This is a genomic window from Halodesulfovibrio sp., from assembly GCF_015482765.1.
GTDB lineage: Bacteria > Desulfobacterota > Desulfovibrionia > Desulfovibrionales > Desulfovibrionaceae > Halodesulfovibrio.
Genome location: NZ_JADMLB010000021.1, coordinates 47,401 through 61,964 on the forward strand (window position 1 = coordinate 47,401; position 14,564 = coordinate 61,964).

The 14,564-nt window shown below is 44.7% G+C and carries 15 protein-coding genes; 8 read left to right on the forward strand and 7 right to left on the reverse strand.

Annotated features, from left to right (window positions below; translation table 11 throughout):
- Nucleotides 1–101: 101 nt before the first annotated feature.
- Together QZY95_RS03720 and QZY95_RS03725 are read right to left on the reverse strand one after the other, a co-directional pair.
- Nucleotides 102–437 carry a cupin gene (locus tag QZY95_RS03720; RefSeq protein WP_290919482.1) on the reverse strand — a complete coding sequence of 112 codons (336 nt, stop codon included), beginning with the start codon at nucleotides 435–437 and terminating at the stop codon, nucleotides 102–104.
- A gap of 62 nt (nucleotides 438–499) precedes the next feature.
- A complete protein-coding gene (locus QZY95_RS03725; RefSeq protein ID WP_290919484.1) occupies nucleotides 500–817 on the reverse strand; it encodes a cupin domain-containing protein in 318 nt (105 codons plus the stop codon).
- A gap of 204 nt (nucleotides 818–1,021) precedes the next feature.
- On the opposite strand from QZY95_RS03725, the gene QZY95_RS03730 reads away from it, so the two are divergent.
- The 5 genes from QZY95_RS03730 to QZY95_RS03750 all read left to right on the forward strand — a co-directional run bounded on the left by QZY95_RS03730 (nucleotide 1,022) and on the right by QZY95_RS03750 (nucleotide 4,379).
- Nucleotides 1,022–1,306 (forward strand): LysO family transporter, encoded by a 285-nt coding sequence (locus QZY95_RS03730; RefSeq protein WP_290919485.1) that lies wholly within the window; start codon nucleotides 1,022–1,024, stop codon nucleotides 1,304–1,306.
- The gene (locus QZY95_RS03735) at nucleotides 1,296–1,895 is read left to right on the forward strand and encodes a lysine exporter LysO family protein (RefSeq protein ID WP_290919487.1); all 600 of its coding nucleotides are present in this window, start codon (nucleotides 1,296–1,298) and stop codon (nucleotides 1,893–1,895) included. Before QZY95_RS03730 ends, QZY95_RS03735 begins: the two co-directional genes overlap by 11 nt.
- A gap of 142 nt (nucleotides 1,896–2,037) precedes the next feature.
- The gene (locus QZY95_RS03740; RefSeq protein ID WP_290919489.1) at nucleotides 2,038–2,778 is read left to right on the forward strand and encodes a basic amino acid ABC transporter substrate-binding protein; all 741 of its coding nucleotides are present in this window, start codon (nucleotides 2,038–2,040) and stop codon (nucleotides 2,776–2,778) included.
- Between the two features lie 85 nt (nucleotides 2,779–2,863).
- Entirely contained in the window at nucleotides 2,864–3,652 is a 789-nt protein-coding gene (locus tag QZY95_RS03745; RefSeq protein WP_290919491.1) for an amino acid ABC transporter permease, read from the forward strand.
- Entirely contained in the window at nucleotides 3,642–4,379 is a 738-nt protein-coding gene (locus QZY95_RS03750; RefSeq protein WP_290919493.1) for an amino acid ABC transporter ATP-binding protein, read from the forward strand. Before QZY95_RS03745 ends, QZY95_RS03750 begins: the two co-directional genes overlap by 11 nt.
- 32 nt (nucleotides 4,380–4,411) lie before the next feature.
- On the opposite strand, the gene QZY95_RS03755 is transcribed toward QZY95_RS03750, so the two are convergent.
- Entirely contained in the window at nucleotides 4,412–5,764 is a 1,353-nt protein-coding gene (locus QZY95_RS03755) for an NAD(P)/FAD-dependent oxidoreductase (protein ID WP_290919495.1), read from the reverse strand.
- A 329-nt stretch (nucleotides 5,765–6,093) separates the two neighbouring features.
- On the opposite strand from QZY95_RS03755, the gene tpx reads away from it, so the two are divergent.
- Entirely contained in the window at nucleotides 6,094–6,609 is a 516-nt protein-coding gene (tpx, locus tag QZY95_RS03760; protein WP_290919497.1) for a thiol peroxidase, read from the forward strand.
- Between the two features lie 285 nt (nucleotides 6,610–6,894).
- Nucleotides 6,895–7,347 (forward strand): hypothetical protein, encoded by a 453-nt coding sequence (locus QZY95_RS03765; protein ID WP_290919499.1) that lies wholly within the window; start codon nucleotides 6,895–6,897, stop codon nucleotides 7,345–7,347.
- A gap of 151 nt (nucleotides 7,348–7,498) precedes the next feature.
- Here the strand turns inward: QZY95_RS03765 and QZY95_RS03770 are convergent, their stop codons facing one another.
- Nucleotides 7,499–7,735 carry a hypothetical protein gene (locus QZY95_RS03770; protein WP_290919501.1) on the reverse strand — a complete coding sequence of 79 codons (237 nt, stop codon included), beginning with the start codon at nucleotides 7,733–7,735 and terminating at the stop codon, nucleotides 7,499–7,501.
- 93 nt (nucleotides 7,736–7,828) lie between these two features.
- On the opposite strand from QZY95_RS03770, the gene QZY95_RS03775 reads away from it, so the two are divergent.
- Complete coding sequence (locus QZY95_RS03775) at nucleotides 7,829–9,955, forward strand: Tex family protein (protein ID WP_290919503.1); 2,127 nt, start codon at nucleotides 7,829–7,831, stop codon at nucleotides 9,953–9,955.
- Nucleotides 9,956–10,037: 82 nt separating this feature from the next.
- Here the strand turns inward: QZY95_RS03775 and QZY95_RS03780 are convergent, their stop codons facing one another.
- From QZY95_RS03780 to dnaA, 3 genes are all read right to left on the reverse strand, one after another.
- Nucleotides 10,038–11,690 carry an AMP-binding protein gene (locus QZY95_RS03780; RefSeq protein ID WP_290919505.1) on the reverse strand — a complete coding sequence of 551 codons (1,653 nt, stop codon included), beginning with the start codon at nucleotides 11,688–11,690 and terminating at the stop codon, nucleotides 10,038–10,040.
- Nucleotides 11,691–11,848: 158 nt separating this feature from the next.
- Nucleotides 11,849–12,406 (reverse strand): cupin domain-containing protein, encoded by a 558-nt coding sequence (locus QZY95_RS03785; RefSeq protein ID WP_290919507.1) that lies wholly within the window; start codon nucleotides 12,404–12,406, stop codon nucleotides 11,849–11,851.
- A 235-nt stretch (nucleotides 12,407–12,641) separates the two neighbouring features.
- The gene (gene dnaA / locus QZY95_RS03790; RefSeq protein ID WP_290919509.1) at nucleotides 12,642–14,069 is read right to left on the reverse strand and encodes a chromosomal replication initiator protein DnaA; all 1,428 of its coding nucleotides are present in this window, start codon (nucleotides 14,067–14,069) and stop codon (nucleotides 12,642–12,644) included.
- Nucleotides 14,070–14,564 lie beyond the last annotated feature (495 nt).

Consider the following 14,564-nt stretch of genomic DNA (forward strand, 5'->3'; position numbering starts at 1 on the left):
AGACGCCGTATTCACTGAATACGGCGTCTTTTTTTATGCTTTTTCATACTTGTTATTCTTCATGCTAAGAGTGTAGCAGTACCATGTAATAAGCACTTCCCTTATGACTTATCACATGCTTCCATCAAAGGTGTATAGCTTGCGAGTACGCACATATCTTTTTCTGCACGTAGCCCATGAGGAACTCGTAAATCGGTTAAAATCACATCTCCTCGAACAAGCGAATCCAATACACCATGCTTTCCAAGCAGCAAACCTTCACCGCTCAGCACCACAAGCATAGCCTCACCAGCTTCATCAGAAGCCTTTGCCGGTAACTCATACCCGGCTTTAATATGCAACGTTGTAATGTTAAGTTCATCAGATTCGTGAACAAGCTCTTCAAACACCTTTTCCGGATGGAATACCTCGTTTTTCATAAGACTATATTTTAGCATAAGAGCCTCCTTTCCACTTTACAGTGTACTCGGAAAAGCTCCTATGCAGATAGTATATTACTTTAAATCGGAGGTGCTATTGTCACCACGAGACTCATGTCTTTTTTGGCTTTAACTCCGTGAGGTACTCTAATTTCACATATGATCACATCACCAGCAGCAATTGAATCAAGCGCTCCGTTTTTTCCCAGAAGCTGACCTTCACCGCTGAGTACAACCATAACCAGTTCGCCGTCCAGATTATGAGAATGCACAGGCATTTCCTGTCCGGCTTTGAGATTAAAGTTCATAACTTTTACATGCTCTGATTCATGAACCAACTGCACATGCATTCTATCCGGATTAAAACTACGACTTTTAGGAATTCTATTTTTATGCATAGGAAAGCTCCTTTGATTCAGTGTATGGTTCCACCCTAACGAATTGACAGTATAAATATGTGATGAAAGTCACGCCTTTTGTGTGATCTTCATCACATTGCTCCTTATTTTTTCGCAGAGCTATTTGACAATAATTCTATGGGAGTATACCCGCACTTTTTTAGAGCTTGCTCTCAATATCTTTATCACCTGTCCGGAGGCGATGTGCTTATCACCGTTCTTTGCATACTTATTGGCATCCCGCTGGGATTCCTTTTCCGTAACAACACACGCGTTGTGAATACTGTTAACCGCCTCACCATGTGGTCAATCTACGTTCTGCTTTTTATGCTCGGCGTTACTACCGGTTCCAATGAAACCATTGTTACCCAGTTAGGGACAATCGGCGTTCAAGCTGCATGTATCAGCGGGTTATGTGTATTAGGCAGTGCCTGCGCAGTCTTTTTACTTGATAAATTGTTTCTGAAGGGAAAATTCGATGAAAGGTAGCCTTATTATTCTGTCCTTCTTTATCGCCGGCTGCATCGTAGGACATATGGAATCTGTTCCGGCATGGCTGCTGAATGACGCGTTATCCACCTACACGCTCTACGCGCTGCTCTTTCTTGTAGGTATGTCCATCGGGTTTGACACCCACTGCTGGCAAATACTCCGCCAAATGCATCTAAAAGTATTGCTCGTACCTGTTGCAGTAATTGCTGGAACTGCTGCCGGCTCTCTTGCGGCATGGTGTATCCTTACAGATATGCCGTTACGGGATGTGCTCGCCGTTGGTGCCGGCTTTGGATACTATTCTCTTTCCACTGTAATTATCACGAATTTAGGTGATCCTGTCCTCGGGTCTGTTGCATTACTTTCGAATATTATACGCGAAATAATCACACTTTTATGCACACCTGTTCTTGTTCGCTTTTTTGGTAAACTTGCTCCTGTTGCATCCGGTGGCGCAACCGCTATGGATACCACGCTTCCAATAATTGTTAAGTTTACAAGCGAACGTTACGGCATCATAGCAGTCTTCAGCGGCATGGTTTTAACAATACTTGTACCGTTTATTGTAACGTTCATAATGACGTAGTACCTAAAAGTACTACATAAAATTACTTTTTTGTATTTTTTCACGTAATTCAAGCGATTACCTGTTGACATTTAGCGCTCACAACGCCAGTTTATAAGCGGGACGTTTATCAAACACAAATTTTGCAAAGCAGGAGAATCCTATGCTGAAAAAAATAGTTCTTGCGCTGGTAATGGTTGCTATGACCGCTTCCTTCGCATTTGCACAGAAATCTATTGTAATTGCACACGATGCTACCTGGCCTCCAATGGAATTTGTTGACGCAAACAAAAACATTGTCGGCTACTCTGTAGATTACTGTGATGCTATCGCTAAAGAAGTTGGCATTACCGTTGAGCACAAAAGCGTTGCTTGGGATGGCATCTTTGCTGGTCTGGTTGGCAGAAAATACGACATGATTTCTTCATCCGTATCTATCACTCCAGAACGTCAGAAAAAATTTGACTTCTCTGATCCGTACTTTGAAGTAACTCAGGCTGTTATCCTTCCTGTTGACGCTTCAGGCGCTTCTCTTGCTGACCTTAAAGGCAAAACACTCGGCGGACAGATCGGCACCACCGGTGTTTTCATGGCAAAACGCGCTGAAGGTGTGAACACTAAAGAATATGATGAAATCGGCTTTGCTGTTGAAGCATTGTACACAGGCCGTATTGACGGCGTAATTTGCGATGACGCAATTGCTGCTGACTACGTGCTTCGTAACAAAAAATATGCTGGCAAATTCAAACTTGCTTTCATCGTAAAATCTGACAAGCCTGAATACTACGGCTTCGTAGTTAAAAAAGGTAACAAAGAACTTCTTGATCTCCTCAACAAAGGTATCAAAGCAGTAAAAGCTAAAGGTATCGAAGCCGAACTCCGCAAAAAGTGGATCGGTCAATAAGAAGCCTCTATAGAACCAACAAGGGACTGGTACGTATGGAGCTGCCAGTCCTTTCTTTTTACTGCAAAAAACAGCGATACACACTATGAGCGTAGAAAAAAAAGAAGTACGCATTGCCGTCACAGACGGTATGCTTATCCCCTCCGGTAAAGACAAAAACGTAATCACTGCATGGAGCATCTCGCTTATCTTTGCGATCTGTTCCATCATCTACCTTTGCGTCAAAAATCCGGACCCGTACCTTGATATTCTGAAATTTTTACCAGACGGTATTCTGGTAACGTTCCAAGTTACCATCAGTGCCATTCTGCTCACTATCCCTATCGGACTTGCCACCGGTATGGGACGTTTGTCTGAAAACCGTATTATTAACCTTGTTGCTTCAACCTATGTGGAAATTATTCGCGGTATTCCACTTCTGGTTCAGCTGTTTTTCATCTACTATGCAATCGGTGAATTCGTACAGCTTCCAGACCTTACCGCCGCAATCATCGCCATGTCCGTCTGTTATGGCGCGTACATGGGTGAAGTTTTCCGCGCAGGGATTGATGCTGTAGACTCCGGACAGGCAGAAGCAGCCCGCTCTCTCGGCTTCAACAAAACCGAGACCATGTTCATGGTAATTCTTCCTCAGGCTTGGAGAACTATTCTTCCACCTGTCGGTAACGAATTTATTGCACTGCTTAAAGACTCCTCTCTGGTATCCATTCTCGCAGTTTCTGAATTACTGCGCAGAGGCAGAGAGTACGCGTCCGTTACGTTTAACTATTTTGAATGTTACCTTATGGTAGCTCTCATCTACCTTGTGATTACCCTGCTTCTTTCCAAAGCAGTAAGTATCATGGAAAACAAACTGAATTACTATGACGACTAATCCAATCATCCAAGTAGAAAACGTATATAAGTTTTTTGGACAGCTCACAGCGCTTAATGATGTAAGCCTGAACATTTCTTCAGGTGAAAAAGTCGTTATCCTCGGACCATCAGGTTCAGGTAAGTCAACATTGTTACGCTCGATCAACCGTCTTGAAAAAATAGACAAAGGGCACATCATTGTAGACGGTCAGAATATTACTGCACCGGAATGCAATATCAACACTGTCCGTCAAGAGCTGGGCATGGTGTTCCAAAGCTTCAACCTTTTCCCGCATAAAACCGTACTCGGGAACTTGGTTATGGCTCCCATGCGACTCAAAAAAATGCCTAAAGAAGAAGCTGAAGCTATCGCCTTAGAGCTGCTTAAAAAAGTTGGAATTTCAGATAAAGCACACGTCTACCCTGCTAAGCTTTCCGGTGGTCAGCAGCAGCGTGTGGCAATTGCCCGTGCTTTGGCTATGAATCCAAAAATTATGCTCTTTGACGAACCTACATCCGCACTCGATCCAGAAATGATCGGTGAAGTTCTGGATGTAATGACCAGCCTTGCAAAAGAAGGCATGACAATGGTCTGCGTAACTCATGAAATGGGCTTTGCCCGCGAAGTTGCAGACAGACTTGTGTTCATGGATCACGGCGAAATTATTGAAGAGGGTACACCTGAAGAGTTCTTCACAAACCCTAAACATCCTCGCCTCAAACAATTCCTTGAACAGATCCTTTAAAATAAAAAAGCCGGCTTAGCCGGCTTTTTTTATTACTTTAGCATATAGCGCAGTGTGTACCCGAATGACGGATACGCCCAAAGCCATTTATTAAGCTCAGCCACCGTTGTACCGGTGCGCATCGCAAATGCAAAAATATTGATAATCTCTTCTGAATTATGTCCATTCATACTTGCACCGAGAATTGTATCATCCTCTTTTGATACAAGAATCTTATAGGAAGGATACAATTCACCGATACGGCGATACTCTGACCAGCCTGCCGCACTTCCTTCATAGACCTTATACGACAAACCTTGCGCCTGAGCCTCTTCTTCACGCATGCCGACAGTACTTAACGGTGGGTGTGTATACAACGTATATGGCACAACGGAGTAATCCGGACGCTCTTCGTTTCCATGTAAAATATTATGTGAAACGACCATGCCTTCCATAGAAGCAATCGGAGTCAGCTCCATACTGTTTCCCACAACATCTCCTGCGGCGTATACACGAGGGTTTGTTGTACTCTGCATAAATTCGTTAACTTTTATGCCGCCTTTTTGGTTAAGTTCCAACTGTCCTTTCTTGGGATTAAGAGCATCTACATGAGCTACCCGTCCGGCAGCAAGTACAACACAGTCAGCTTTAAACTCAATATTATCTTCACCGGCAGTAAGTACCAGCCCATCACTTTCTTTTCGTAAAGAGTTTGGAGGCATCATAGTATGGAACCGCACGCCCATGTCCCGACTGGCATCAATCATACTATCCACGAGTGATGCATCAAAACGGCGTAAAAAACGCTCGCTGCGCAAAACAACATCAACCTGCGCTCCGGCAATGGCAGCTATGTGCGAAAGTTCAAACGCAATAAATCCACCGCCAATGAATACTACGCGTGAAGGAAGTTCCTTCATCTCAAAAAATTCATCTGTGGATGTCAGCAGCTCATGCCCCGGAAACTCCAAACTTCGTGGAGTTGCACCTGCTGCAATAACAATCTTTTCGGGCTCATACTTTTTCCGATTTATCGTAACCACATCAGGAGATGAAAACTGTGCTTTGCCATGAACACCTGTAATTCCATGACTTTCATAAAATTTCTCAACCAAAGGCGGTATTGGATCTCTCATTTCCGCCATGGCTGTCATCATTTTATTCCAATCAACAGAAAGGCAACCACGCAACCCACGCTCTGTCATATGTTTACGGCGCAAGACGACATTCGTTACATCAAAAAGAAATTTTTTAGGCTCACATCCTCGAAGAGGACACGTTCCACCAAAGGGCTGGTAGTCGGCAACAACAACGCTTTTGCCCTCAGCAGCACAAGTTCTGGCAACTGCACCACCTGCTGGCCCTGATCCGATAACAAGTACATCCGGCTTTTCCACTTTGGTCATGAACAACTCTCCTTACGCAACCAGTATAGACGTGTAATACTATCTCTGACTCAATCTTTCTCCAACTATTACTACAATTCACTTGGCTGACATACCGTTTTTATAACGTCTCAAGGGTTCGTACCCCGATCATAAAATAAGTGAAAGCACCCCTTTTTCCGGTATAAACAGGATAGTGCCAAGATGAAGATTAGTTGGACGATAACTTTTTCTAATTTTATTAACAATAACTATTCCCATTAAGTTCTTTTTTGTGTAGAAAGTATTCAACAGAAGAGAACACGGCTTAACAACGCCATACTATAAACTTTATTGTCAGGAGAATTCACATGATTGAACGTTCCGGTATTATCACTTTCCAAGGCAATGGTCTGACTCTCGAAGGTTCCCCAGTAGAAGTGGGTGACGCAGCTCCTGATTTTTCACTGCTTACCACTGACCTGACTCCTAAAACTCTTGAAGACTACAAAGGTAAAGTTATCCTTTTAGTTACTGTTCCTTCTCTTGATACCCCGGTATGCGACGTGGAAGCTCGTCGTTTCAATCAGGAAGCAGCAGACCTTCACGAAGATATCGAAGTATTAACAGTATCAACAGATCTTCCTTTCGCTCAGGCACGCTGGTGCGGTGCAGCAGGTATCGAATCTGTTGAAGTACTTTCAGATCATAAAGATCTTTCTCTCGGTCATGCATACGGTGTTGCAATCAAAGAACTTCGTCTGCTTGCACGCGCAGTATTTGTCATCAACCGTGACCATAAAATTGTTTACTCCCAAATCGTACCGGAAGTAACCAACGAACCAGATTATGACGCAGCAATCCAAGCTGCACATGCAGCTTTATAATACGCATACATCCTCTTTGGAAAAGCCCAAGGCCCCTGTTCATGACCGTTGAACAGGGGCTAAGCTGTTTTTTTATGGGAACTGTATTTCTCACACCCTACCGCCTCCTCAAAAACTATTCTCTCCCCCTTTAGTTCTGCTACGTCTTTCTATTTCTTTAACTAATGCATAGTTGCATCTTTTTTCGGCATTCCTATTGCCCCAACAGTCACAATTCTGTACTCTGCACGTGCATTTTTTGGAAAATGCCTTTATGTATTTTCGCCAGAAACAAAGGGATTTACTATGGATATACTTGCAATACGTGAACACCTCATTGCAACAGTTATGGACCGTATAGACGATTCCACAGGCACCCGCTCAGAGGCGCTTAAGGAATTTATGGACGTAACACTTCCAAACATCGGAAAAGATGCTTCTGCTGAAATCTCTCAGCATATTCCAACCCTACCGGACACAATCTACAAAAAATGGGCTGAAATGTTTGCAGACCGCATGTTGCAAACCGTTAAAACAGCACAACTTGTTGATATGTGTGACAACACAGAAGAAAGTAATGCAACTATCGCTCTAGTGTACCTCATGTTCATGGAATCAGAGCGAATGGAAGAACAGATAGCAAAAGATTTGGCAGAGCTTGGCGTAGAAGCCGGCAACACAGATGAAGTCGGCAATTTTCTTGGTGACTACCTTCGAACCGCGTTGGGCGCGCGAGGAGAAGAACAAGTACAACAGTAATTTTTTGCACCAATTACTAAGACTGCTCAAAAGCTAAATAGTTTCGTAGGTTGAAAACTAAAAAAGACCAAATACCTTTTCGGTATTTGGTCTTTTACATTGTTAGGGTGCCCCAAACAACGGTACACAATTTCCCGCTTGTCATATCAAGCTACTTCAGTTCTACTCGAAGACCATCGGGTTCTGAGATAAGATGAATCTGCTCACCACCCGCGTTAAGATTGTGGTCCATTCCTTGGAACAAAGAGGCGCATGAGGTCCAGTCATCATTTAAAAAAACTTCCTGCGCCCCGCCGTTGGACTCAAAACGCAACTGCGTACCATCTTTAAGGGTCAGTAACTCTGTTTCGTGAAGAACTACTGGCAGATCTTTGTACGTAAACGTCATAACTTCCTCCTTTCCCACATGGGCAATGCGGTTTTGAATACACTGTAAGTAACTACTAACATACCATACGCAAGAAAGAGAGCATTATTTATAATGACAAACTCACAAAAAATTATAGCTCAAGAACTTGGACTGAACGAAAAAAACGTCGCTTCTGTTTTAGATTTATTAGCAGAAGGAGCAACGGTTCCCTTTATCGCCCGATACAGAAAAGAGGCAACCGGTTCGCTGGATGAAGTGGCTATCGCGGATATTCGAGACAAGCATGAAGTGTTAACAGCTCTCAACAAGCGCAGAGATTCTATTATAGCATCTCTCACAGAACGTGACCAGCTTACAGACAAGCTCACAACGGCATTGCAACAAGCAACCACTCTTTCTCAACTGGAAGACATCTACCTGCCTTACAAGCCTAAGCGGCGCACCAGAGCACAGACAGCACGAGAAAAAGGGTTAGAACCTCTGGCCAACCTTCTCTTTGAACAGGAAAATTGCAAGCTAAGCTCTCTGGTTGCAGCGTATATTTCTGATGAAAAAGATGTGCCCGATGCCGAGGCTGCTTTAAAAGGTGCACGCGATATTATCGCAGAGCGAATCAGTGAAGACACGCCTACTCGAACTGTTTTTCGCAAAATTTTTACGGTTAAAGGTATTTGTACATCCAAGCTTGCCCGTGGAAAAAAGGAAGAGGATGCTGCAACTTATAAAGATTACATAAACTGGGAAGAAGCTATCAGCAAAGCCCCCGGTCACCGCCTTCTTGCAATGTTTCGCGGAGAGCAGGAAGGACTCCTTAGCCTCTCCATACGACCAGAGGAAGGACTTGCCTTGAATGCACTTTCCCAACACTTTGTTACTTCCGGTAACGAATGCGGGAAACAAGTTCGTTTGGCATGCGAAGATGCATATAAACGGCTTCTTGCACCTTCTTTGGAAAACGACATCCGTACAGAATTAAAAACTCGTGCGGATATAGAAGCTATCTCTGTTTTTGCGTCCAACTTGCGCGAACTTCTTCTTGCCGCGCCGCTCGGTCAAAAAAGAGTCCTTGCACTTGATCCGGGTTTCAGAACCGGCGCAAAACTTGTTTGTCTTTCTGAACATGGCGATCTGCTTCACAACGAGACTATTTTCCCCACATCTGGTGCAGCGAAAGAGGCACAGGCTGGTGAGCGTGTTAAAAGCCTTGTGGCAAAGTACGACATCGAAACCATCGCCATTGGCAACGGTACTGCTTCCCGCGAAACAGAAAGCTTTGTACGTGCCCTCAATATTCCCGACGTAACCATCAATATGGTAAACGAATCTGGAGCGTCAGTTTACTCTGCCTCCGAAGTTGCCCGTGAAGAATTCCCAAATGAAGACATCACGGTACGAGGCGCTGTTTCCATCGGTCGCAGACTTATGGACCCTCTGGCTGAATTGGTTAAGATTGATCCTAAATCAATCGGAGTCGGGCAATATCAGCACGATGTAAACCAGACTGAGCTTAAAAAATCTCTCGATGATGTTGTTGCATCTTGTGTTAACAGCGTCGGTGTCGAGCTTAACACCGCCAGCAAAGAACTGCTTACTCATGTTTCAGGTCTCGGCCCAGTGCTTGCCCAAAACATTGTCGGTTACCGTGCAGAGAATGGTGCATTCTCCTCTCGCAAGGAGCTGTTAAAGGTTGCGCGTCTTGGCCCTAAAGCCTACCAGCAATGCGCTGGATTCTTACGCATCCATAACGCTAAAAACCCGCTTGATGCCTCTGCGGTGCATCCTGAATCGTACAAAGTGGTTGAGCAGATTGCTAAAGATCTTGCGGTAAAGCTTCCAGAATTAATCGGAAAGGAAGATATTGCTTCCAGAATACAGTTAGAAAAATATGTCTCCGACCAGATCGGCCTGCCAACCTTGAACGACATTATGAAAGAACTTGCTCGTCCCGGTCGCGACCCGCGTGAACAATTCACTGCATTTGAATTTGCCGATGTCCACAAAATTTCTGACCTCTATGAGGGGATGACACTTCCGGGGATTGTAACCAATGTGACTAAATTCGGAGCATTTGTTGACGTAGGAGTTCATCAGGACGGGCTTGTGCATATTTCTCAACTGGCAGATCGTTTTGTAAGCGATCCTTCCGAAGTTGTGCGTGTTCAACAAAAGGTAAAAGTTAAAGTTCTTGAGGTGGATGCTGCTAGAAAGCGAATTTCACTCAGCATGAAGAACGTCTAATCTACATATATGCAATAAAAAAAGCCCCTCTGAATTTGGTATCACCAAACCGGAGGGGCTTTGTTATTTCAACAACTGGCGCTTATTCAGATTGAGCATCCTGCTGACGAATTTCTACACGACGAATCTTACCGGAGATAGTCTTCGGCAACTCTTTCACATAGTTCACAATTCGAGGATACTTATACGGAGCTGTAACCTTTTTTACATGATTCTGAAGCTCTTTAGTAAGCTCTTCAGATTCTTCGTAATCAGGAGCAAGCACGATTGTTGCTTTAACCAGCTGACCGCGTAAGTCGTCCGGAACACCGGTAACTGCGGCTTCCACAACAGCAGGATGGGCAACAAGCGCCGACTCAACTTCAAAAGGCCCAATGCGGTACCCTGAAGATTTAATCAAGTCATCCACGCGTCCAAGGAACCAGAAGTACCCGTCTTCATCCATCCACGCCTTATCACCGGTATGGTAATAACCGTCGAACATGACAGAAGCTGTTTTTTCAGGATCTTCAACATACCCTGCGAATAAACCGACAGGTGCACCTTCGGAAGTCTTTACACAAATTTCGCCTTCCTGACCCGGTTCGCAGATATTGCCTTCGGCGTCCATAAGGACAACATCCCAGCCCGGTGCAGGTCTACCAATAGAACCCGGTTTTGCCTCCATGCAAGGGAGAGTAAGGATCTGCAAAGAAGTCTCTGTCTGTCCGTACCCTTCATAAATCGGCAATCCGGTGATTTTCTGCCATTCGGTGAACACGCTATCGTTCAGCAATTCGCCTGCTGTTGTGCAATGGCGCAATGCTGACAAATCGTACTTCGCCAAATCCTGACGAATCAAAAAGCGATATACAGTCGGAGGTGCACAGAATGTGGTTACTTTGTGCTCTGCCAACTGCTCAAGCAGTTCTGCAGGCTCAAATTTACCACGGAAATCCCATACAAACACGGCGGCACCAGCCATCCACTGTCCGTAGAATTTGCCCCATACAGCCTTTCCCCAGCCTGTATCTGCTAATGTCAGGTGCAGGTCACCCGGCTCAAGATCGTGCCAGTACGCGCCTGTTACATAATGTCCAAGCGGGTATGTGTGGATATGTTCAACCATCTTCGGCATACCGGTTGTACCGGAAGAGAAGAAGATGAGCAGCGGATCATTTCCACCGGCATTACGTTCCGGTTCCTGCGGACGCGGGAACTCAGATGGGCCGGATGCTACGAGATCATCATACGCATGCCATCCGTCAGCAACAGATTCACCTCCGACCTGTACAAGACAGGTCAGGGACGGACAGTTTGCTCGTGCAGCTTCAACACGGTCCGCCACTGAATCTTCCACGATCATACCGCGGATATGAGCACGACGGACGCGAAAATCAATATCTTTTACAGTCAACTGTGAAGGAGACGGAACTGGTACAAGTCCAAGCCTATGGCAAGCAAGCATGGACACCCAGAACTCAACACGACGGTACAGAATAAGCATTACTCTGTCGCCTTTCTTGAGACCCTGCGCTTCTAAGGCACCAGCAAGTTTTGCGGATTGTTCCTGAAACCATGCAAAAGAGTAATCGTTGCGAGTACCCGAATCATCAACATGCACCATTGCAAGGCGTTTTGGATCTTCATCTGCGATGGAATCCAACACATCGTATGCAAAATTGAAATTATCAGGAACATTGAGTGCAAACTCGTGCACAAACTCTTCATAGCTGGAACTGGAAAACTTTTTCATCACTCTATCCTTATCCCCAGTATCAGGGATACCATTCACCGCAATATGCGGTATTAACGTACTAACTTTTTTGACAACATCCCCTGTGTCATGTCCCCTCCCGGCGTGTATTCACACTTGCGGGGGTGCAGCAGTTCATTCACTGCACCGGAAAGGGACTAGCTAATCACGTCAAGGAAAGTAGCCGGATCGCCATCCAAACCACGTAAGGCATGCGGAATACGTGAATCAAAGTAAATGGAATCACCAGCTTCTAGCTTATGGCGTGTCTGATCAAGCCATACTTCCAACTTGCCTTCGAGCAGGTAAATAAATTCCTGACCGCTATGCTCGTTCCAAGTAAGCTCGTTTAAATCTTTAGCAGGAACTGTTACAAGGAACGGCTCCATCTTTTTATTTGTAAATCGTGCAGCAAGGTTGAAATAGTCATAATCTTTACGACGCTCTACGCTGAGCCCTTCACCTTTACGCACGAGAGTGTAATCATGCAGATGCCCTTCCTGACCTGTAATAAGGGACGCAAGGTCCACACCACAGACAGTGGCAACATCTTTAAGATAGCTAACAGGAATCTCGGTTTCGCCCTCTTCGTATAAGGCTACGGTTTCCGGCTTAACTCCGATTTTCTCAGAGAGCTCTTCTACCGTCATATCTACTGCTTCACGAAGCCCATGCAATCGGGGAGCAATTTCTCTATATGCTTTATTTTCGTGCATATTTCCTCCTAACTGACAATGTAATAACATTGTTCACAGCAGCGTTATTACATTTTTGTTAAAAAGCAAAGCTTTTCTTCCTTTACCAACCCGCCAGCGTTGTTCTTTAAAAGCGTGCGTTTGCCAATGGGGATGTTACGCAAGGCGCATTATGCCCTAAAAAACAAAAAAGGCGCGTGCCGCATCGAGCGGTACGCGCCTTATCACTAACAAGACTTACGACCCCCGACTATTCTCAGGGGGCGGAAATTCGTCCATTCTTTTCAATCATCTTCACAGTATTTGACACCTGACGACCAGTCGGTGTGCTGCGGCTCATTTCCCGTTCCAAGTTCGTAATACCTTTCAGTACTGTTGAATGGCGACGGTTAAACTGCAAACCAATCTGTTTTAACGACAGATCAGTATGCTTACGAGCGAGATAGAAGATGGTGTTACGCGCGGTTACCAGCTCACGCTTACGACTACGTGAGTTAAGCTGATCGTATGAAAGATCAAAACAGCTGCAAACACAACGTACAATTGAGTCCATGTTCATAACGACTTCACGGGATGCATAATGCCCGATCACGTCCCATGCCATGTCCATAGAAATTCGTTCGTTCAGGATACGTGCTTTCAGAATGAGGTTATGTAAGCAGCTCTCTATCTGACGTACATCTGAATGAATGTTTTCTGCAAGTAAATCAGTCACGTTTTCCGGCAAATCTACCTGATAAAGACGTGCTTTCTTGCAAAGAATATCACGACGGGTCTCAAAGTCCGGTTTATCGATAACGGCAAGGAACCCGGAACAGAAGCGGGAAACAAGCTGATTATCAACGTCTTTAAGATCACGTGGAGCAAAAGAACTGGACAGCACCACACGGGAACCGCGGGACTGCAAAGATTTTATTGTTGCAAGCACTTCATCTTGCATACGTTCTTTGCCTTGAAGGAAGTGAACATCTTCTAGCAGCAACAAGTCTACGTCACGGTAACGGGACTTAAAGCGCTCTGTATCACGATGTTTAAGAGAGGTAACAAGACCTGTAGCGAATTCTTCCGCTGTAAGGTACTCGACTCTTGGATTTACACGATTGCTATGACGACACAGCTGACCGCCAACAGCCTGCATGAGGTGTGTTTTTCCAAGCCCCGGTGCTGAACTTAAAAAGAGAGTACTGCAAGAAAGAGAATCACGAGTGATACCTTGTGATGCGGCAAAAGCAAGGTCGTTGCTTGGTCCAACCACAAAGCTGTCGAAGTCAAAACGCCAATCAATGGCTTTAGAGACTAATGGCTGTTCTACTGGAAGCTGCTGCTGAACTACGCGCTTATTATCTGCACCAAAAAGTACCGGCGCAGAAGCGGTCTGGGGTTCAGGTACACGTGTAGCTTTCGGTGCAGCAGTTTTTGCCTGCACTTTCGGCTTAACAACAGCTTTCGCGGCACCTGCAACAACAGTAATAGTTGGACGTTCACCCATAACAGTAGCCGCAGCTTCCGAGATATCGTTCACAAGACGCTCACGCACCCATGAAGCCACGAAATCATTGGAAGCTGTCAGTCGAATGGCAGTACCATCAACTTCAGCTTGTAACGGTGAAATCCATACTTTGAAAATGCCGGGATTAAGGCTTTCTTGTAGAATTTCTCGAATTTGACCCCAAATATCAATCATGGGGATGTTCCTACGTTCTTTCATGCTATTCCGCAATTCGAGTTAAACCGTTGATACCTGTTAGTCTCTGCACAGGCGCTATCATTCGGCTAAGTTCAACAATCTATCGATTTATCTACCTTTTTTAGCAAAACACTATTTTAAGGAGAATTATTCAACACACGTACAACAAGAGTTGGCGCGGTAGACTTTATAGTTTCCACATTTCTGTGGAAAAGTTTTCCACAATTAGTATTGCCGAAAACTGAAGAATTCGCCTTTTAAAGCTAATATTCGAAAAAGGCAATCATCTGACGCACTTTTTATTCTAGCTTTTTTGTAAAAAAGTATGTGAGAGCCACACTATCATGAAGCTCTCACGTTTAAATCAAATCGAAAGAGTGAGTTTATACAATACGTTATAAAAAACAATCATCGTACAGAACTCTTCAGGGCTAATGCCGTATTGTAAATAACAAATATACAACCAACCAATATAAGCCGGTTATAAGCGGT

Coding starts and splice junctions, on each gene's coding strand:
- QZY95_RS03720 (WP_290919482.1), bottom strand. CDS start 437: ATGCTAAAATATAGTCTTATGAAAAACGAGGTATTCCATCCGGAAAAG.
- QZY95_RS03725 (WP_290919484.1), bottom strand. CDS start 817: ATGCATAAAAATAGAATTCCTAAAAGTCGTAGTTTTAATCCGGATAGA.
- QZY95_RS03735 (WP_290919487.1), top strand. CDS start 1,296: ATGAAAGGTAGCCTTATTATTCTGTCCTTCTTTATCGCCGGCTGCATC.
- QZY95_RS03740 (WP_290919489.1), top strand. CDS start 2,038: ATGCTGAAAAAAATAGTTCTTGCGCTGGTAATGGTTGCTATGACCGCT.
- QZY95_RS03745 (WP_290919491.1), top strand. CDS start 2,864: ATGAGCGTAGAAAAAAAAGAAGTACGCATTGCCGTCACAGACGGTATG.
- QZY95_RS03750 (WP_290919493.1), top strand. CDS start 3,642: ATGACGACTAATCCAATCATCCAAGTAGAAAACGTATATAAGTTTTTT.
- QZY95_RS03755 (WP_290919495.1), bottom strand. CDS start 5,764: ATGACCAAAGTGGAAAAGCCGGATGTACTTGTTATCGGATCAGGGCCA.
- tpx (WP_290919497.1), top strand. CDS start 6,094: ATGATTGAACGTTCCGGTATTATCACTTTCCAAGGCAATGGTCTGACT.
- QZY95_RS03765 (WP_290919499.1), top strand. CDS start 6,895: ATGGATATACTTGCAATACGTGAACACCTCATTGCAACAGTTATGGAC.
- QZY95_RS03770 (WP_290919501.1), bottom strand. CDS start 7,735: ATGACGTTTACGTACAAAGATCTGCCAGTAGTTCTTCACGAAACAGAG.
- QZY95_RS03775 (WP_290919503.1), top strand. CDS start 7,829: ATGACAAACTCACAAAAAATTATAGCTCAAGAACTTGGACTGAACGAA.
- QZY95_RS03780 (WP_290919505.1), bottom strand. CDS start 11,690: ATGAAAAAGTTTTCCAGTTCCAGCTATGAAGAGTTTGTGCACGAGTTT.
- QZY95_RS03785 (WP_290919507.1), bottom strand. CDS start 12,406: ATGCACGAAAATAAAGCATATAGAGAAATTGCTCCCCGATTGCATGGG.
- dnaA (WP_290919509.1), bottom strand. CDS start 14,069: ATGATTGATATTTGGGGTCAAATTCGAGAAATTCTACAAGAAAGCCTT.